The organism is Mycolicibacterium moriokaense (assembly GCF_010726085.1).
Taxonomy (GTDB): Bacteria; Actinomycetota; Actinomycetes; order Mycobacteriales; family Mycobacteriaceae; genus Mycobacterium; species Mycobacterium moriokaense.
Window position 1 is genome coordinate 5,662,723 of the sequence record NZ_AP022560.1, and the last position, 19,887, is coordinate 5,682,609.

Sequence of the window (19,887 nt, forward strand, 5' to 3'; positions counted from 1 at the left end):
CAGGTATGCCGAAGGAACAGTCTGCCGGGAAGCCCACGTCAAGGCGTTACAGCCCGGAGGAGAAGGCCGCCGCGGTGCGGATGGTCCGCGCTCTGCGTGCCGAGTTGGGCACCGAGCAGGGCACGGTGTCGCGGGTGGCCCGCCAGCTCGGGTACGGGGTGGAGTCGGTGCGCTCGTGGGTGCGCCAGGCTGACATCGACGACGGGTACGCACCGGGAGTGTCCACTGCGGAGTCGGCGCGGATCAAAGCGCTTGAACAGGAGAACCGAGAACTCAAGCGTGCCAACGAAATACTGAAGCGAGCGGCCAGTTTCTTCGGGGCGGAGCTCGACCGCCAACACAAGAAGTAGTCGACTTCGTCGACGCCCATCGCGCCGAGTTCGGGGTCGAGCCCATCATCACCGTCCTGCGCACCGCAGGTGTCGATGGCCCCGAGCACCTACTACGACACCAAGACCCGCGCGCCGTCGGCGCAGCGGGACGAGGTCCTGGGGCCTGCCCTGGTGGCGTTGTGGGAGGACAATTACCGCGTCTACGGGCGCGCAAGCTGTGGAAAGCCGCCCGCCGCGCTGGCCACGACGTCGGCCGCGACCAGGTCGCGCGGCTGATGCGCGCGGCCGGCATCCACGGAGTGCGCCGCGGTAAACGGGTGCCCACCACCACACCGGACCCGGCCGCGGCGCGCCACCCGGATCTGGTCAACCGGAAGTTCAGCGAGCGCGCCCAACCAATTGTGGGTCACCGATCTGACGTTCGTGCCGACCTGGTCGGGGGTGGCCTATGTCTGCTTCATCGTCGACGCCTACTCCCGGATGATCGTGGGCTGGCGAGTGGCGTCTCACATGCGCACCACCATGGTGCTCGACGCGTTGGAAATGGCCCGCTGGTCACGCGGAAACCTGTTGGAAGGCTTGACATGTCACCCGATGCCGGATCGCAGTTCACGTCCATCCGCTACGGGGAACGGCTCGCCGAGATCGGCGCGGTGCCCTCGATCGGTTCAATCGGAGACAGTTTCGATAACGCCCTCGCCGAGACAGTCAACGGCTACTACAAAGCCGAGCTGATCTACGGCCCCGCCCGCAGCGGTCCATGGAAGACCGTCGAGGACGTCGAACTGGCCACCCTGGGCTGGGTCTACTGGCACAACACCAACCGCCTCCACAGCTACCTCGATGACGTTTCACCCACAGAGTTCGAAGCAGCGTTCTACGATGCCCAACGGACCGACCAACCCCTGGTCGCAATCCAATAGTTCGAGTCTCCGTCAGAACCAGGGCGATTCAGTCATCCCCACCGGCGTGCCACCGCTTGAAGCGGGCACCGTTCCCATAAGTCGTAACGGCGAGCATGTCCTTCACCTTCTCCCATTGCCTCTGCAGGGTGCCGTCTAGCTTGGCCAAAGCGCGTCGGAATCGATCAGTCTCGACGATTCGCTCGACCGTTCGAAAGTACGAGATGTTGATGCCGAGCTGTCCTTGCAGGTTGTATCGGTCCTGCAGGATGATCGGGCACCGCGTCCAATCGATCTGTGTTACATCGTCATACAACTTCAACGTGTCAAATTCATCTGGCACGTGCCACGGTGCCGCAGAGGATCCGTGGTAGTCATCAGCTAGTTGACTACATTCGCGGAGATAGAGGTCGCTCGAATTGGACCTGAGATACCGCGGACCATCCTTGTACCCGATGGGCTGCCGTTCGCAGAACCGTTTGAGTGCCGCATACGCGCCAGGTGCGTTGCCAAGCAATCGAGTCGGATACTTGAATCCACGTAGCATGTAGGCGTTGGCCAAGCCTTCTTCGAGCTCGATGTATCCAGCGGCATTGCGGTGCTTACGGGATGACCAATACACCTCCACACCTGTGGCTAGTTCCCAGTTGGCGATCATGCAATCGACTTCGAAGTGGAAGATCTCGTGCCGAAGAATCGCCTGAACGGCCAGTTCCAGCTTGCGATCCAGAGGCACTTGTACATCCTGCAAGAACTCCAATGCAAGCCATACCACTGCTTCGAAGCGAATATAAATGCCGTACTGACAACCCAATTGATGAAAGCTGACGTACCAGCCGAGAGCATCAACGCCGCGAATCTCATGGAGTCGGTGCAGTTTGCCTATCAGGTCGTCGCCTAGCATGTTCCGGATCTCGGCATCGGTGATGTCAGGCGGTATCTCGAACCCGATGACCGGCTCATCGACGGTGGCACCATCATGGCCCGGTTCTGATGAGTCATTCGGAGACTCCAAACGCAAGTCGCCCCCTGGATCCGATATCACGATCTCGATGCCAGGCTCGCCTCCGATCCCAGCATCCTCCGGGACCGGCTCATGCTGGAGAGCTTCAGGCACCAATCGCTCGAGTGCTGTGCGGATTCTGTGTACAGATTGTGGTCTCAGCCCAGGATTACGCATCGTCCTACAGGAAACCTCCCAATAACTTCAATGCCGCGCCCCGCGATAACAGCTCGTGATCTCGGGAATTCCGGTACGTCCGCAAGCACCCATAACACGACGTTTCCTCGCCGCAGTCGCAGTTGGTGAGCCGGTGCACGGCAGCCTCAAGCACACGACCGATGTTGGCAGCGATGACCTTGGCGGCACCGGCGCCACCCGGCACAGTGTCGAACAGCACAATGCTGCGGCGTAGGTCAGCGCTCCAAGCCAGCGCCCCGCCGATGTCATCACGGCTGATCTCCAGTGCTTCAGAGGCACCTTCGATCAGCGCGTACAGCGCCGACAACCACACGGGCTCATCGTCGATACGGTAATTCACACCCTCAAACGTGAACTCCGCAACGTCTGATTGGTACTGATGGCCGAGCGACAGCACTTCGAGCGGTCCACCGCAATCCCTCCCGTCCTCTGGGCGTTGATGCTTCTGACGGCGACTGCCCCGCTCGGGTAAGGTCGCCCACCCGCACCAGCCGCAGACAACGAAGCCGGCACCCGCGCCGTCGGATACCACGGCAAGACGCGCCCGCGTACCAGCTCGGGCGGTCACCTTCATGCCGCCCGCACCAGTCCACGTGTAGCTTGCAACCTCTTCGCCTACATGCTCGACGTAGCTTGCGCCATGCCAACGTCGCTCCGGCGGAGCAGTTCCGACGTCCCGTGTCTCGCGTTGAGCGATGAAGCCGAATTCTGGCCGCACAAGTCGGCGGGAGGGCTTGAAGGCGCTGTTACATGTCGGGCAGGGTGTCGACTCATCCAGCACATGGCCACTCTCGAAACGCTGACACGCCTCGCAGATCCTGTATTGGAGGGGAACTAGCTCGCGGCCAGGCACCCGCCGAAGTCCTGCAGATGTCCAGACCTTGCCACCAGCCACCACCTGGTTGCCGGGTGCGTACTCGTAAATGGCCAGGCTCAGATCTCGGCCTAGCTCCAACTGCCGCCCAATCGAGTCCGTGGCGTGCAGGGTCCGCAGTTCGACTGTGTCGACAGGGAATCCATACTTTGGCAACACATTCTTGTTGGCAAGGAAGCCCAGAAGCTCGCGGCTTTCGATCGTACGCAGTGTATCCGTAAGTTTCTTACCGAGCGCGAACTTGCGCTCCCGCGCAGCGGCATCGATCTGCTCGTTGTAGATGTTGATGTCAGCGATGACCTCGGCCCCGACGCTGGCCAAGAGTTCGACCAACACGTCAACCCAGCTCCCGTCGTGTACGCCGATCTCCGCCTGCACGCTAAGCGGCAATGCTGTTTTCAAGGCTTCATGGACGTCTTCGGGTACGGGATCGAGGAAGTGCTTCACCATGGCCGCGGGCGACTCTTGGCCGGGACCCTGCGGTGTGAAGAAGGGGCCGGCGTGCCGCCACGTCTCGCTGTCATTTTCCGCACGGTGACGGAAGTACGCAGCCAGCGCGATCGAATGTGCATGTCGTCGAGCAATCCTCGCGTTGTCGACTGGGACCCAAGGGATGCGCATCTGTCCGGCGATCATCGACGTGGGTTCCTGATACTTTGCCAGGTCGTGAGCCGTCCTGTTGGCATACGTGACAACTAACGCCGCCGACGCGGCGCGTCGCCCCGCCCGACCCGCGCGCTGAACATAGTTGGCGGTCTTCGGCGGCATGTTGCGCATGACTACCGATTGCAGATCACCTACGTCGACACCGAGCTCGAACGTTGTCGAACAAGACAGCACGTTCACCCTGCCGGAGATGAATTCGCGCTGAATCCGCGCGGCCTCTTTGGCATCCCACTGGGCCGTGTGTTCCTTCGCGCTTAGTGGCGCAGTGTTCATCGTCTGGTAGATGACGCGATAGTGGTTGGTGTCATCTTCGACATCAGGAATGGTGATCTCTCCAAGCCGTCCTGTGCATCGGCTGTTGGGGCAGACACCTCTGACGGAATATGCCGTCAGAGTCCGACAGGTATCGCAGAGAAACCAGCGTCCGTCCTTGCCATTTGCGACCGTCAATCGCGCGTGATCGATCTGAAAAACCGGCCCAAGTACTCGGTCCGACTCGACTGTGAAGTAGCCGCTGCTCTCGAGTAGCTTCCAACAGCCTTCTAGAATTGTTGCGGCCGGCGTCGAGTTCCCCAGAGCAGTAAGAACTTTGTTGAGAAAGATCATTCGACCATTGGAAGTGCCGGGCCTTCCGCTGGGATTCCAACTGATCACTTGCTTCTTCGCATCCGAACCTGTCGAGCGCATCCGAACTATGGTGTTACGGGGCGCGAACCGCTCATCCTTGATGTCGACCCGTTCCAAAGGACTCATTGCGCCTTGCATTCGCGCGGTTTTTACGAGCACGTTGAGGAGCGACCACGCCTCATCTTCACTGAGTCCAAGAGCCGTAAGACCGCGCATCGGAACCCGCGAGTCCTTCTGGAGTCCGACCGTCATTAGCCCGAGGCCTTCGAGTGACTGCCGGGTCTCTAGCGTGATGAGCTCTCCCATCACCCATTGATTGATTTCTTGCTTTATCTCGATAGAACCCATGCCGCGAGGAAAGTGCCCAGCGGCATCTGCTTGTTCGCGGGTCAGAACCGCGAGATCGCCGAGCGTCAGGTGCTCACCGGTATCTGCACGCAACAGGGCCTGCGTCAAATAACGACGCTCGAGCAGACGCGAATACGTTCTGTCAAGGTACGGCGCTGCGAACGCGGCCGCCTGCCGGGAGTCCGAGAACATCAAGAGCTTTCGGCCCGATCCAACCTCGTCGGCGATTTCACCTACAGCTTCGGGAAGTTGCTGATATAGAGCCGTAGTCACGACGGCGGGTGCAGCGTTGGTGTCCGTCCGCAATCTGCGAACTCCCTGCCGCGACTGTGCACCGCACTCGGTGCATCGGGTCATCACCTTCTTCGCCCGCGGATGTTCGCGCACTGTCAGCATCGGGCCACCCAGGCACTGCGCGGAGTCGCACCGAGTCGAGTCGGGCGCGGAAAGCAGCCCACACCCCGTGCATAGAATCCGGGTAGTCGGGTCGTCGGCCGAACCTGCCTCGTCTGCCAGCGTCGCTTCGTCCTCATCAATCAGTGTGTCGAGATCTGCGTCGGCGAGTACGAGCCAGTTGACCGCACCGTCGGCCTTTTTTGTCGGTACGAAGTATTCGTGACGGCCGCGTCGATCGACCTCGCCGGAAAGGTGCACGGCGCCACAGCGACTGCAGGTACCGAACTCGAACACCGCGCGACCCGTGTCGGGATCAACCTCGTGCCGGCCGAGAAAGATCCGCGGGCCATCCTGCGTGAAGCTGACGAAAGCTCCTTCGGTTGCGCGCACAAATAAGTGGTAGCGTGCCGACAACACCGGATGCCCAGCATCGTCGTGAATCCTGCTGCCAAGAGCTACCAGCGCATTGAGCTTCTCGTGTGCGGCTGGATCTTCTGGCCAGAGCTGTGCTTGAAGTTCACGCACGTCGCGTGGACCGTTGCTGAGTGCTGCTTTCAGATTGACGATCGATTCCTCACGATGCAGCGCCTCGGCGGCCGTCGCCGCTCCGCCGAAACGGGCGATCGAGTCGTCGTCGCTTGAATCGGAAGCGAACTGCAAGATTTCGTCTCCGGTGAGCTTCCACGTTGCCTGGTCGATATGCTTCTTGCGGGTGGGTTCAACGAGGTCTTGGCGGCTGCTGTCGCCTTCGTCGTATTCAAAAGGGGCGTCGAACAGGTTGCTGGCGAACTGCATGGCCTCGCCGTGTGGATCATCGCGCACGCTTCCGGTTAGCGACGCAGAGGTCGCGATGCATTGAACATTCCGCCTTGGCGCTACCCGTTGCTTGAGTCGGCGCAGCAGTAGCGCAACTTCTGAGCCCTGAGCGCCGTCATAGACGTGCGCTTCGTCCATCACGATGAAGCGCCAGGTGCCGGCGTAGGGGCCGTCGAACAGATCGATGTCCGCTGGACGGATCAGCAGGTACTCGAGCATCGCGTAGTTGGTCAGCAAGAGGTTCGGGGGCGACGCTCGCATCTCCTCGCGGCTGAGAAGTTCGTTCCGCAGCCTTCGGTCCCCTGGATTGTTGTGCAGGAAGTCGTTTTCCGCGTCCGTCTGCTTCATCAGGGTCTCACCCGTGTACCGGCCGAAGGTGATGTCCGGGAAGGATCCGAGGACCGCACGCAACCGTTTGAGCTGATCATTCGCGAGTGCGTTCATCGGGTAGAGGAGCAGCGCGCGTACGCCGGGCCCCAGGGTCCCGTTCGCCCGTTCTTGAAGCAAAGTGTTGAGGATTGGAATCAGGAAGCTCTCGGTCTTACCCGAACCAGTTCCTGTGCTCACTACGAGATTACGACCAGATAGGAATTTGCGGATCGCGGTTTCCTGGTGGACGTACAGCGGTTGGTCTACTGGAAAACCCAACTGCGTGAAGTCGGGATGAAGCAGGCCCTCATCGATGAGCTGGCGCACGGTTGAGCCTGTCTCATAAGGCGGAGTGAGTTCGAGAATCGGACCCTTCGTCAGCAGAGTCGTGGCATCAATCTCGGCGTCAAACGCGTCCGCCAGCCTGCCGTCCCGTGGCGCCAACAGCGTCTTCAAGTAGCGTTTGTAGCTTTCTTCGATCTGCTTCGATGTTTCGAGTGGATCAAGGCGTTCCGTCATGCTCGGCTTCCAATGAGATTTCCGCGGCGCTCGTACATCGTCAGTGCTTCTGCCATCAGGAGATCGGTGGCAACCATGGTCGGGCACAACTCAGCGAGCCGGGTCCAGACGGTCAGCATGCCGCGATCGAGGTATCGACCGTTTAGCCGTTCGCACGCCTCTAGACGTGCGAGAAACGCCAAAGTCAGGGATTGCACCGACATGAGAATCCACGGATGCGAACCTGTATCGATCCCCCTAATGCGTTCGCGACGAAGTGCAATGGCCTCAAATGCCTTGTCCGACGCACGCTTGATTGGTCCAAGCACCAGCTCCATGCGCGTGGCGAAGTTCGCCGACCATCCGGACTCCAACCATTCACGTCGCCGCAGGAAGGCTTCATAAGAACCGATACGTCGCGTGTCGTAGTGCAGCAGTGGCCGCGGAACGAGAGCACGTTCGCGCACTGCAGTTTCCACATCTCCAGTAGGTGCCGATGCCATTTTGAAAATCACCTCGTCGATACAGGCCTGACCGACCGGTGACACCGTGCCCGTACTCAGCAGCTCGATCAATACCTCTCCGCCCTTGTCCGTCAGGTATTCGATGGTCTCTTTCCGCTCCAGAGGGACTTCATCACGTCGGTTATAAAGCGACGGTAGGTCGGCTATCTCGGTCATGCATCCGAACCACGGGTCAGAATGCAGCTCGTTTAGCGTGAAATCCGTTGCATAACTGTGGTTCACGAGTTCGCTACGCATTAACATCGCCATCTTGTCGCGCAATTCGATCGAGCTATTGCCCAGGCTTTCAAGTGATGCCCGTGGGTTTTCGACAAGAATCGGCACCAAGCCCGAAGCACGATCCGCATGGCCATCGGCATGCAGTTGCGCTAACGCCGCCCACGCCTCAGGAACAGACCCGACCGTGTCATGCAGCCGCCCAACGCCGGCAAGGAACCTGGCAATCCGGGTCTCGGTAGCGTTCCCGCCTTCGTACCAACCAAGTTGTGGCACGCGGAAGGCATCACGCGACGGCAGACGGGGAGGCTCGATAGCAACCCACGGATCATCGACAAAGAGTTGGCAACGCAGCTCGCCTGCGTCGATCAACGTTGGCGGGAGCTTGGCCACACCGTTGTTGATCTCCAACACTTCTGGGGGTCGCCACGGGGCCGTGGCACACCAAACGTATGTCGACAAGCCTTGTATTTCTTCCGCAATGTCAAACTTCAGCAAGTCTTCGTGCAGCTCGACGCGTGATCCAAGTTGCTTCGGATGGATCGATAGCACGGTGACATCAATGACGTCGTCTCCCGTCCTGAGCCGGGCGACGATTCGTCCCGAGCCTTGCAAACGCGCAGCATCGGCGAACTGCTGCGTGCTCAGCTCAAAGACGTCTCCGGACTTCCGCCTCGGTCGCGTGCCCACCTGAACCCGGTCGCCGGTGCTGCCAAGCAATGCGAACTCTTCCAGTTCGGCGCCCGGCGCGCGCACAGCCACGAATCGGTCGTCGGCCAATTCCTCGGGAGCCGCCATCGGGGCAATCACACGCCACATCGCAGCGGAACCCACATCCCCCGCCCGAACCTCCACGTACGGCGGGACGATGGAGATCCGCTCCACGTGGTCGTCGCTCGCAACCTCGATCGACGCCTCAATCCGATCCGCCCCGAATTCGATAGTGCCGGAGGGCTTCGTGATAAGGGCGTCAGCGCCGAATGCCACGCTGCACGCCGTTAGGCCGGCTGGCACGGGAACGCGGATCGAAACGTCCGATTCCATCCAGATTCCCTCGGCGAGAAATATCACGAGGCGCGCATCAGCCCCCAGAGGACCCGAGACGACGATCTCGAACAACCCGAGTTGTGGTTCTTCCGAATCATCGAAAGGATCGACACAGGTCTCGACATCTTCTGCGTTCCACGCTTCGTCGGTGATCCATTCGGTGTGACCAAGACGCCGTGCTCGCACACGCCAGATGGGTGGCGGGTCAGACTTGGTGGCTGGCAGCATGACCCATGGACGCGTCGCGTGCACCGGCCGACCATCACTGGATCGGATTCCTAGCACTGGTTCACCGACTTCGAAGTGCGGGCGGGCATCCTTGCGCACCATCCGATGTGTGCCGACAAGCTCACCCTGCCAACGCAGTTGAAGAGCATCGACGGTGTCCAGACCGATGAACGCACTCCTCCACCCGCGCCAGCCAGCAGGGGTTCCTTCATTCTGTAGCTCCACGACGTTTCCGCTGACCGGGTCGATCAGTTCGTTGTCGCCGGGATAAATAACCCACACGGCGTCTTTGAGACCATCGCGCCGTGGAATCAACTGCCCATCGGTGGAGAAGGTGAGCAGCGGGTCCTGCTTATCGACGACGGGCAGCACAGCGCTTGTATCGGACGGTCCGTGTACAAGCACCACTTCACGCACTGGCGCCGAAACAGATGCCCGGGTCGTCGAGGCTTCGGCGCTCGCACCCCATTGACGCGCACAGTGGACGTCGCGGACGTCACCGTCAAGCGATACGCGCCATGGTTCCTCCGCCCCCGCCGAAGGAAAGGGCAGCGCAATAAAGATCTCATCGTCGTCGACGTCATAGCGAAGGATTGGGCGCTTCTGTGCGATGGCACCTTCGCGAGGATTACTGGTCCACCGGACCTGCTTGTTGTGAAGTTGATCGATCAGCTCAGCGAGAAGGACCACCGGCAGGCCCGTCGTCGACGAGTCCAGCTCGGCGTCGAGTAGCCCAGGATCGTCCCCCGCCGCCGAGACGAACTCGATGATCCGGTCGAGGATATCGACGGCAAACTCTGCCCCGTGCTTGAAGAAATTGCGAACGGGAATATCTAGACTGTCGTACCTGTAGCTCTTCCCCGGTTCGTCGAGCCAACTCAACAACGCGGCACCGTTTGCGGGCCGGCCGTGAACGATGTGTTCGTTGATCATGTCGAGCAGGTCCCGAAGGCAGTGCACAGGTATGCCCGCGTGCAGGGCGAGGAGCATGACGTACTTGCGGCCACTCTCCTTCTCTATCTCCGGGAATCGTGCCAAGGAGAACTTGGCCAACAACTCAGCGATGCTGTGTCTGAGCACGCGTTCAAAATCTTGGTTATGAGGAAGTCCCACGTCAGTCCAGAAACTATCCCAGAATCTGCCTTCCTCGTAGTACAGGGACGCGTGCCCCACGAGGATCAAGAGCGTCAGCGCAGGGAACCGCTTGACGACATCGGAATAGCTCAGATCACGCAATAGCAGCTGGCGCGCGGCCTGACCCCACTTGCGCTTCGTTTCGTCAATCTCTTCAGCGGTGAAGTCCGTTTCGATGACGAGATTCACCGGCTTGAGCTTTGCTCGCCAGTCGTATTCAGCGTCCGAGAGCCAATCTCGAAGCGATAGTTTCTCTGCCAAATTTCCCCTCTGCTGCCGCACTAACGGCACTCTAGGTCAAGTAGGTGACAATGCAAGAGCAAATCGAACCCGCTCCGTAGGCCTCGCCTTTAAGCAGGCATTCGGCAACCGGGACGCACCCTTGAAGCTAGGGAACGCGCGCCGCTCTTAACCCGGCAGTCGATCCATCCAGTCCGAGTCACCGCCGACGGGGGCACCGCTGATCACGACCAGCGGGACACCAGGCTCGGGAAACTGCCGCAGGACCGCAAGGTTGTTGGCTGCGATCGCGCGGGCGTCGTAACCTATCGGCAGGCCGAGCCTGAGCAGATCTTGCGCCAGTGGAGGTGCGCCGACGCGGTTCGCCAGCTCGGCGAGCTGGTTGTTATCGAGATCTGTCGCCCCTCCCTCCTCGGGCTGATTTTCGGCAGAGAAGATCTGCTGAACGAAGCGCCACGTGACGTCGCTCGACCGCGACTGATCCGCCACGACGTACGTCGCGTAGATCGCTCGAATGTCATACGTCTTGCTGGCCGAGTACTTATCGAGGAAGTCCACGAACCGAAGGTTCACCCGAAGCGTGCCATCCTCGATGCGTCGACCGATCTCGTCACCTTGCGCGCGGATCATCTTCCCGCTGAACGGGCACATCGGATCCACGTACAGATCGATCACCCCGAGTGCGTTCGGGTCGCCGATGGCGATCGCATCCCCGGCCGGCGCCGCAACGGCCGCCCGGGCAACTCCTGCGACCGGTCCGCACATCAGCAGTGCCACGATCACGGCGGCAAACGCCCCGAGAGCGCGCACCGCCCGACTCACCCGAGTTCCGTCCATGCCACCATCATGTCGCGCCGTCCCCCGGGGACGATTCGCGCGGTCCCCGGCAGCGACGAGACCCGTCGACACATGAGCCCCGCAAGTCCCATAATTCACGCCAGCCCCAGGCTGCGGCGACGCAGCACAATCCGTTGAGCGCAATGCGATTCCACTGACGTCGACAAACGCCGGCCTGACGAAAATCCTCCCCGACACGACCCGTTCGCGCTCCGAACATGTCGTCCCCGTGCCCTATGTTGAGGCCTCCGGACGAACCCAACTGGATAGAGGAACGGGTGGACGACAACGCAGGAGCAGCCGACCTGCTCGAGCTCAACCGCGACCTGCAGGGCTCCCGGGCGATCCGTCTGCTCGCCGCCACCAACCTCAGCCTCTACGCCACGCTCATGGAGCGCCACCTTTCCGACGGCGCCGTACCCGAGACCGAGCTCGTCATCCACCTCGAACGCGACCTCGCCGACCTCGACGACCCCCAATCTGGCCTCGCCCTCATCAAGTCCTGGGCCGCCCAGGGATGGCTGCACCGCATCGTCGACGAACGCCACGACCAGAACGTCTGCTACCTCACCCAGGACGCCCGACGCGCCCTGGACTTCCTCAGAGGCATGCGCCGCCAGGACACCATCGCGACCGGCGGCTCCATCACCGGCATCGCCGCCCGCCTCAAACAAGTCGCTCTGAAGGTCGACCACGACCCCGCCCGCATCCGCAAGCACATCGAAGCTGAAATCGCCGCCCTCCACGAAGAACTCGAGGCCCTGGAGGCCGGCCACCGTCCCCAGCCCGACGTCACCGACTGCTATGACGAGGCCCGCGCCATCGCCCTGCAGATGGAACGCCTCATCACCGACATCGGCCAATACGGCACCATGATCGAGCAGGCCACCGCCGCGCTGGACGAGCCCATCGACTCTAACACCGAGTACCGCGACCGCCAGCGCCAGATGTACTCCGATTACCAGGCCGCCTGGGACTCCCAGGGCCGCGACTCCCACCGCGCCTTCCTGCGCATGATCAACGACCCCGACCAACGCGCCGAGTTCGAGGCCGATGTCGCCGCCGTCGCCGAAGCCCTCCCCGACCTCGACCCCGCCCTGCGCAAGGTCATGGCCGGCTTCTTCGAACTCGTCGGCCACCAGATCGACGAAGTCGAACGCATCCAGCAGCGCTGTGCCCAACGCGTCAAACGCTTCACCGCCTTCGGCACCATGGAGCAGAGCCGCGGCATCGCCCGCCAACTCAACGAGGCCATCGGCGCCGCCCGCGCCCTCCTCAAGTCCAGCTTCACCGACTCCCGCCTCGACATCGACGTCCCCCTGGCCCGCCATGCCATCAGTTCCGTTGGCGCACTGAGCTTTAAGATCGGCGACCTGTCCAATCCCAAACCCGCCAAACCCGCCGACGGCGAGGTCGACCTGTCCAGCTTCGCCGCCCTCACCACCCAGGTCGACGCACCCGCCATGTCCGACATGCTCAACCGCGCCCTTCGCGACGGGCCCGTCGACCTCCCCGACGCCGTCGCCATGCTCGACACCGCCTACCTCGGCCACGTCATCGTGCTGTGGTCCTGGGCCCTCACCCAGCCCAACCCCGACACCAAAGACTCCGTCACCGTGCGCTTCAAGTCCCTCGACGGCCCCGACCGCCAAATCGCCGTCCCCCGCCTGACATTCACCGAACCCATCACCACCGGAGTCGCCACGTGACCACCGAAGCCGACATCGACTTCTCCTCACTCCCCCAGGTCGATGACCCCGACGGCCCCGTTCCGACGACGACAGAAAGAACCAAGCGCAGCCAGTAGCCATCTAGCTTCTGCGCCTGGACTGCGGCCTAGGCCCTGGGTAGCCCCTTGTCATCGATCATCAACCACCCATGAAGCGCGACGATGAAAGCAACTCGGATCCGGCGGTCACCGTCACCACCGCTTGACTCAGCAATCATTAGTTGCGCTTTGTTGTGACGGACGTATTGTTCTGGTGCGCAGCGGGTTTCAGCGCGCAATCATCCGTCATGTTGACTGTCGCAACCCATTGCCACTCCCTGCCCGTGGGAGGACGATAAGGAGATCCAGCGGCGCCGCCGAGACGCTGCCCCACCTAACACCGGAGGCAGAAAAATGTATGCAAGAAGCACCACAATCCAGGCGCGGCCCAGGTCCATCGACGACGGTATTGCGCACGTGCGCGACACGGTGATGCCCGCACTGGAAGCCATCGACGGCTGCATGGGCCTGTCCTTGATGGTCGACCGGACGTCTGGCCGCTGCATTGTCACCAGCTCCTGGGAGTCCGAGGAGGCCATGCGTGAAAGCGCGGAGACCCTGCGGCCGATTCGCGACCGGGCCGCGGAGCTCTTCGGTGGCAGCCCCCAGATCGAGGAATGGGAGATCGCCGCCATGCACCGCGAGCACCGCGCGGGTGAGGGAGCCTGCGCCCGGGCCACCTGGGTCCAGGTCGATCCGAATCAACTCGACGGAGGCATCGAGTTCTACAAGGCGACCATCCTGCCCGCCCTCGAGGAGCTCGACGGATTCTGCAGTGCCAGCCTGCTCGTCGATCGGGCGTCGGGTCGCGGCGTCGCCGTGGCGAGCTTCGACAACGCCGAAGCGCTCGAGCAGAACAGGGATCGGCTGGAGGGCATCAAGTCCTCGGGCAGCCAGGAAGCACGCGCCGACGTACTCGACGAGTGCGACTTCGAGTTGGCACTCGCGCACCTGCATGTGCCCGAAATGGTCTGACCCCAGCGCGGGCACTGCCCGCAGTCACCACCCGCGCCGCCATCGGGGACACAGTCGGGCTGCTCAGTCCACCCGATGCGCTCTGCGGAAGCGATCGAGATAGGCCGGCCAGTCCCAAGTCGACAGGAACTCGGTGGTCGCCGAATAGCCGTTCTCGTACAGCGCTTCGGTGTCCTGGGGGGTGATGTCGAAGTCGAGCACACCAACATCGGTCGAGTCCACCTGGATGGCGCGCACCTTCACCCAGGGCTGGCTGAGGTGCGCCTGGTCATGCCCGACCAGCATCGTGGTGATCAGGCTCTCCAGCAAGGACGGTCCACCCCAGCGCAGCCGGCCCAGCCCAGGAATCAGTTGTTCGACGCTGGGAGCCGGCAGATAGGGAACCACCGTCACACCGAACGTGGGCCAACGAGGCTCCTTGCCGTCGGGACGGTCGAAGGAGTCGATCGGGAAGTTCGACAGCACACCGCCGTCAACCAGCGTGCACGGTTGTCCCGCAGCGTTATTCAACGTCACCGGGGGATACAGAAACGGTATCGCCATCGAGGCCCGCACCGCGTCGGCCACCGATTGTTCGTCCGGGTCCCGTCCGTAGACCCGCCGGTAGTCCCACGGCAGCCGCACCAGTTGGCCGGTCGTCAGGTCGGCCACCGTGACCACCAGGCGGTACCGGCGCTCCGGCAGCAAGTGTTTGTCATCGATCGCCAAGTCGCCAAAGGTGCTGACGCCCAGGTTTTTCAGCTCACCGCGCACCCACTCGTGTGCGAAATCGCCGCGGTAGATACCGGTCTCGCGCAACAGCCCCCATGCCGTACCCAACAGCGGGATCCGCTCGATCGGACCGCTGTCCGCGAACTTGCGGTACGGCACGCTCAACGCGAGATCACGCAACTGCTCGCTGCTCAGTGGATCGCTTTGCGACGCGGCGGCCACCACCGCGCCCACCAGCGACCCGGCGGACGTGCCGGAGACCCGCTGAACCTCATACCCCGCGTCCACGAGCGCGCCGACAGCTCCCACCAACCCGATGCCCTTCACCCCGCCGCCGGACAACACCAGATCCGCACGAAGGGGGCCCGAGGGTCGCATCGCAGCCATAGGCCCAGCCTGACACGAGATGCTGAGAATCTCGCCGCCGCTGCGGACGTATCGCCCGAACAACGCTCGCCACCACCGAACTCGATCAAGCGGCCGGAGCTCCGGAACCGAACACCGCCGAGGTCCGTTCTTGGGCCCGCGCCGCCGGACTCCCGGTACCGGATCGTGGGCGACTTCGCCCCGACATCTGTCGGGCATGGCACGAAGCCAACGACCCGCGCTGACCGCCCCCTTCCCGCGGTGCCACACCCGCCGTGCGGCGCGACACCATCGTCCGCTGGCAGCACGGTGGGTCGCCTACCGAGTTGCCAACCTACGAGCGACACATTCGCTTGTGACCGGACGAGCGGTAGTTCTTGAGCGACAGTGTCGCGCGGAGGCTGGCAATTCGGATAGTGCTTCCCTCTTTACGCCGAAGTCCCGCGACACGCCAACCCGAAATAACTTCTGCCTCACATTTCACAGCAGCACCGTCACTCGCATTGCCTTGCGAGCACGGGTATTCCGCTGACGTCGGCAAACCCGCACCGTCGCCAAAATCTCCCCCGACACGACCCGTCGCGCTCCGAACATGTCGGGGCCGTGACCTATGTTGGGGCGTCCGACCAATTGCAGAGCGAGGAACGCAGGTGCACGACGAGAACGTGAGAGCTTCCGCATGACCACCGAAGCCGACATCGACTTCTCCTCGCTCCCCCAGGTCGACCAACAGACCGCCCGCCCGCCGGGTGTACGCCGACCCCGCTTCGACGGCGACGTCTCCGAACTCCCCGACCGCGCCTGCTGGGCCCTGCAGCACCTGCTCACCCGCCGCTATCTCAGCGCCGAGGCCGACGCCGACGTCTACAGCTGGGTCCTCGAGTACCGCAAGGAACTGGCCGTCCGACTCTCCGAACTCGACCTGATCCTGCGCATCGTCGACGGCACCGACATCGCCTTCGTCGAGCAGGCCCGCTACGAATCCGCCAGGGGCATCAAGCTTTTGCGCCGCGAACCGCTCGGCACCTACGACTCCATCCTCGCCCTGCACCTTGCCCAGATGATGCGCGCCGCCGGCGGGCAGACCGTCCTGATCAGCCGCGAGGAGATGCACAACCTGTTCTCCGGCGTCCTCAACGACACCGACCGCGACGCCGTCACCTTCGCCGCCCGCATCGACGGCGCCATCGCCCGGCTCACCGGCCTGGAGATCCTGCGCAAGAGCCGCGACGACGAGGACAGCTACACCATCTCCCCCGTCATCACCGCCATCATGACCGCCTCGGTCATCACCGAACTGCAGCAGCAGTTCGAACAGCTCCTCAACGGCGGGACCCCAGCAGCAGAAGACGAGACCGACCTTGACGACTGAACAGTTCCACCTGTCCCGCCTGCAGGTCATCAACTGGGGTGTGTTCGACGGCTACCACTCCATCCCGTTCAGCGCGGGCGGCGCCCTCATCGCAGGCGCCTCCGGCAGCGGCAAATCCTCACTGCTGGACGCCATTTCGCTCGGCTTCCTGCCGTTCAACCGTCGCAACTTCAACGCCTCCGGCGACAACACCGCCGCCGGATCCAGCGCCGGCCGCCGCACCGTCGACAAGTATGTCCGCGGCGCCTGGGGCCAGCGCAGCGACGGCGGCACCAGCCGCGTCATGTACCTGCGCGGCGAGGGCACCGCCTGGTCGGCCGTCGCCGTCACCTACACCAGCGATACCGGCCGCACCGTCACCGGCCTGGTGCTCAAGTGGCTGACCGGCGAATCCCGCAACGACTCCTCCAGCCGCTTCGTCCTCGGCGACGGCGACCTCGACATCGAGGACGTCTGCAACCGCTGGGCCGCCGGCCGCTTCGACGCGAAAGTCTTCAACGACGACTGGCGCTTCACCACCAAGGTCGAATCGCAGTACCTCGCGCAGCTGTACGCCACGATCGGAATCCGCGCCTCCGACGCCGCCCAGCAGCTGCTCGGCAAGGCCAAATCGCTGAAAAGCGTTGGCGGACTGGAACAGTTCGTCCGCGAGTTCATGCTCGACGAACCTGACAGCCTCGCCCGGCTGCCCGAGGCGCTCAAGCAGATCGACCCCCTCGTCGAGGCCCGCGAACTGCTGGCCGTCGCGCAGAAGAAGCGCAAGATCCTCGGCGACATCGAGGCCATCCAGCAGCGCTACACCTCCGAGTCCTCCGACCTCGGCATCATCGACCTCGTCGACGCGCCGATGGTGCGCGCGTTCACCGACCACGTCCGCCTCGCCCAGTGCCCGACGCAGATCGAGACGCTCGACAGCACCATCGCGCAGCTGGAGAACGAGTACGAGGACGTCACCCGCAGCCTGAATCTCGCCAAGGCCGAAGCTGATTCGCTCAACGCACAGATCAGCGGATCCAGCGCGAACATCGCCCCGCTGCAGTCGCAGGTGACCGCCGCCGAGACCGAGGCCGAGCAGGTGGAGCGCCGTCGCGCCGCCTACGACGACATGCTCGCCGCCCAGGACATCGAGTCCCCCGACACCGCCGACGAGTTCTGGAACCTGCGCGAGGAACTGCTCGCCGAGGCCACCGAACTACTCGCTAAGGTCGAACGCAACCGCGAGGCGTCCACCGACGCGGAGTACGCGCAGAAGGCCGCCCGCATCGCCCGCGACGACGCCGCCAAGGAACTCAAACGCGTCGAGCACGTCGGCTCCGCGCTGCCGGAGTTCGCGCTCGCGATGCGCGACCACATCAGCGCGGCCCTCAAAGTCGCGCCCTCCGAGCTGCCCTACATCGCCGAACTGCTCGACCTCAAACCCGACCAGACCCGCTGGCGCACCGCCGTCGAGAAGGTCCTACGAGGCGTCGGCCTGCGGCTGCTCGTCCCCGACCAGCACTGGGAGAAGGTGCTGCGGTTCGTCAACGACACCGACATGCGCGGCCGTCTGCAGCTGCACCACGTGCGGACGAAGATGCTCGGCGCCGAACCCGTCGCCCCCGAACCGAACACGTTGGCGGGCAAGCTGTTCGCCGTCGACCCCAAGCATCCGTGCGCGGCCGAGGCTGTCGACCTCATCACCCACGCCGGTGACCACGTCTGCGTCGACACCCCCGACGTGTTCGCCCGCTACCGCCGCGCCGTCACCGACACCGGCCTGTACAAGGACTCCGACCGGCTCGCGGTCAAGGACGACCGGCGGGCGGTCAAGCAGTCCGAGTACCTGTACCAGGGCGACGTCACCGCCAAGATCAACGCGCTGACGCTGGAGCTCGCCGCCGCCGAGGAGACCTACCAGAAGGCCCGCCGCGTCGCCGACGACATCGCCGCCCAGCGCCAGCATTGGCGCGACCGCGCCGCAGCGTGCAGGGCGATCTGCGAGCAGTTCCCGCAGTGGAGCCAGATCGACACCGAAACCGCCGACGGGCACGCCGAGCGCCTGCGCGAACAGTACGAACTGCTGCTGGCCGACAACCCCGACCTCGACGCGCTCAATGCCCGCGCCGACGAATGCTGGTCGCAGATCCAGAAATTCATGACGCGACGCGGCGCGATCCAGACCCGCCGCGACACCCTCGACGAGCGCCGCACCCGGCTGCTGGACCTGGCCGAGCGGCTGTCCCCGCCGTTCGTGTCCGAGCCGCTGACCGAACTGCTGCAGCGCTACTCCGCCTCGCTACCGATGTCGCTGGAGCTGCTCGACCCCGAACCGTACCGCGATGCGCTGTTCACCGCGATCAAGAAGGAACGCGAGCAGCTGCGGGAGAGCCGGCGCCGGTCGTACGACGAGTTGGCACGCATCCTGAATACGTTCGACACGTCGTTCCCCGACGCGATCCCCAACGACAGCGAGGACTTCGACGAGCGGGTGCACGACTACGTGGCGCTGTGTAAGCACATCGACGAGCGTGAGCTGCCCGAGGCCTACGAGCGGATGATGCGACTGGTCACCGAGCAGGCCCCGGACGCGATCCTCACGCTGCACCGCGTCGCCGAGCAGGAGGCGCGGCGCATCGCCGAGCAGATCGACCGGGTCAACAACGGCCTCGGCGCGGTCGAGTTCAACCGCGGCACCAGGCTGACGCTGCGTGCCACCCCGCGCAACCTGGCGGCTGTCGACGAACTCACCGAGATCGTGCGGTCGATCTCGCGGCGCATCGCCGAGGTGGGGCTGGGCGACAAGCAGGCGATCCTCGACCAGTACGCCGACATCCTGCGGCTGCGCAACCGGCTGGCGTCCACCGCGCCGGAGGACAAGGCGTGGACGCGCGACGCGCTGGATGTGCGCAACCGGTTCATGTTCGACTGCGCGGAGTGGGACGTCGCCACCGACGAGCTGATCCGCACGCACAGCAACGCCGGCGACAACTCCGGCGGCGAGCAGGAGAAGCTGATGGCGTTCTGCCTCGCCGGTGCGCTGAGCTTCAACCTGGCCAGCCCCGACAGCGACGACAACACGCCGGTGTTCGCGCAGCTGATGCTCGACGAGGCGTTCTCCAAGTCCGACCCGCAGTTCGCGCAACAGGCGCTGTCGGCGTTCCGCAAGTTCGGCTTCCAGTTGGTGATCGTGGCGACGGTGCAGAACGCGACGACGATCCAGCCCTACATCGACAGCGTGGTGATGGTGTCGAAGACGGAGGCGACGGGTCGCAACGCCCGTCCGGTGGCGACGGTCGCGACCCGAACGATCTCCGAGTTCAGCTCGCTGCGGCAGGAGATGCGGAAGAGCGCGAAGGTGCCGGTCAGCGTCTGACCCCGGCCCCCTGGGAATCAAGCACGACCGCGTGTGCGCCGGTAGGGGCGCTCGCCGGGCCAACTGACACGGCCGCCTTGCCGCGTAG

Annotated in this window: 10 protein-coding genes, 1 pseudogene and 1 other annotated feature; of the genes and pseudogenes, 6 read left to right on the forward strand and 5 right to left on the reverse strand. The window is 63.4% G+C overall.

Annotated features, from left to right (window positions below):
- Window positions 1-5 precede the first annotated feature (5 nt).
- Window positions 6-1,255: pseudogene (locus tag G6N43_RS27625) on the forward strand (IS3 family transposase).
- Window positions 305-434: a sequence feature (AL1L pseudoknot), on the forward strand. It overlaps the preceding pseudogene by 130 nt.
- A gap of 28 nt (window positions 1,256-1,283) precedes the next feature.
- On the opposite strand, the gene G6N43_RS27630 reads toward G6N43_RS27625, so the two are convergent.
- From G6N43_RS27630 to G6N43_RS27645, 4 genes are all read right to left on the reverse strand, one after another.
- Entirely contained in the window at window positions 1,284-2,351 is a 1,068-nt protein-coding gene (locus G6N43_RS27630; RefSeq protein ID WP_133056595.1) for a hypothetical protein, read from the reverse strand.
- A gap of 67 nt (window positions 2,352-2,418) precedes the next feature.
- Window positions 2,419-7,050: a DEAD/DEAH box helicase family protein gene (locus G6N43_RS27635; RefSeq protein WP_083157370.1), complete on the reverse strand. Its 4,632-nt coding sequence runs from the start codon at window positions 7,048-7,050 to the stop codon at window positions 2,419-2,421.
- Window positions 7,047-10,460 (reverse strand): hypothetical protein, encoded by a 3,414-nt coding sequence (locus G6N43_RS27640; protein ID WP_234810307.1) that lies wholly within the window; start codon window positions 10,458-10,460, stop codon window positions 7,047-7,049. The genes G6N43_RS27635 and G6N43_RS27640 overlap by 4 nt, the downstream gene beginning before the upstream one ends.
- Before the next feature lie 126 nt (window positions 10,461-10,586).
- Entirely contained in the window at window positions 10,587-11,183 is a 597-nt protein-coding gene (locus tag G6N43_RS27645; protein ID WP_407664927.1) for a DsbA family protein, read from the reverse strand.
- Between the two features lie 308 nt (window positions 11,184-11,491).
- On the opposite strand from G6N43_RS27645, the gene G6N43_RS27650 reads away from it, so the two are divergent.
- Both G6N43_RS27650 and G6N43_RS27655 read left to right on the forward strand, forming a co-directional pair.
- Window positions 11,492-12,964: a DUF3375 domain-containing protein gene (locus G6N43_RS27650; protein ID WP_083157368.1), complete on the forward strand. Its 1,473-nt coding sequence runs from the start codon at window positions 11,492-11,494 to the stop codon at window positions 12,962-12,964.
- Between the two features lie 413 nt (window positions 12,965-13,377).
- Window positions 13,378-13,998 carry an antibiotic biosynthesis monooxygenase gene (locus tag G6N43_RS27655; RefSeq protein WP_083157367.1) on the forward strand — a complete coding sequence of 207 codons (621 nt, stop codon included), beginning with the start codon at window positions 13,378-13,380 and terminating at the stop codon, window positions 13,996-13,998.
- Between the two features lie 63 nt (window positions 13,999-14,061).
- On the opposite strand, the gene G6N43_RS27660 is transcribed toward G6N43_RS27655, so the two are convergent.
- Window positions 14,062-15,096: a patatin-like phospholipase family protein gene (locus G6N43_RS27660; RefSeq protein ID WP_083157366.1), complete on the reverse strand. Its 1,035-nt coding sequence runs from the start codon at window positions 15,094-15,096 to the stop codon at window positions 14,062-14,064.
- A 50-nt stretch (window positions 15,097-15,146) separates the two neighbouring features.
- On the opposite strand from G6N43_RS27660, the gene G6N43_RS27665 reads away from it, so the two are divergent.
- The 3 genes from G6N43_RS27665 (at window position 15,147) to G6N43_RS27675 (ending at window position 19,799) form a co-directional block, all read left to right on the forward strand.
- Complete coding sequence (locus tag G6N43_RS27665; protein WP_083157373.1) at window positions 15,147-15,320, forward strand: Lsr2 family DNA-binding protein; 174 nt, start codon at window positions 15,147-15,149, stop codon at window positions 15,318-15,320.
- 434 nt (window positions 15,321-15,754) lie between these two features.
- On the forward strand, window positions 15,755-16,447 hold the full coding sequence (locus G6N43_RS27670; protein ID WP_083157365.1) for a DUF4194 domain-containing protein: 693 nt from the start codon (window positions 15,755-15,757) through the stop codon (window positions 16,445-16,447).
- Entirely contained in the window at window positions 16,437-19,799 is a 3,363-nt protein-coding gene (locus tag G6N43_RS27675; protein WP_083157364.1) for an ATP-binding protein, read from the forward strand. Before G6N43_RS27670 ends, G6N43_RS27675 begins: the two co-directional genes overlap by 11 nt.
- Window positions 19,800-19,887 lie beyond the last annotated feature (88 nt).

Coding starts and splice junctions, on each gene's coding strand:
- G6N43_RS27635 (WP_083157370.1), bottom strand. CDS start 7,050: ATGACGGAACGCCTTGATCCACTCGAAACATCGAAGCAGATCGAAGAA.
- G6N43_RS27645 (WP_407664927.1), bottom strand. CDS start 11,183: ATGTGCGGACCGGTCGCAGGAGTTGCCCGGGCGGCCGTTGCGGCGCCG.
- G6N43_RS27650 (WP_083157368.1), top strand. CDS start 11,492: ATGTTGAGGCCTCCGGACGAACCCAACTGGATAGAGGAACGGGTGGAC.
- G6N43_RS27655 (WP_083157367.1), top strand. CDS start 13,378: ATGTATGCAAGAAGCACCACAATCCAGGCGCGGCCCAGGTCCATCGAC.
- G6N43_RS27660 (WP_083157366.1), bottom strand. CDS start 15,096: ATGGCTGCGATGCGACCCTCGGGCCCCCTTCGTGCGGATCTGGTGTTG.
- G6N43_RS27670 (WP_083157365.1), top strand. CDS start 15,755: ATGACCACCGAAGCCGACATCGACTTCTCCTCGCTCCCCCAGGTCGAC.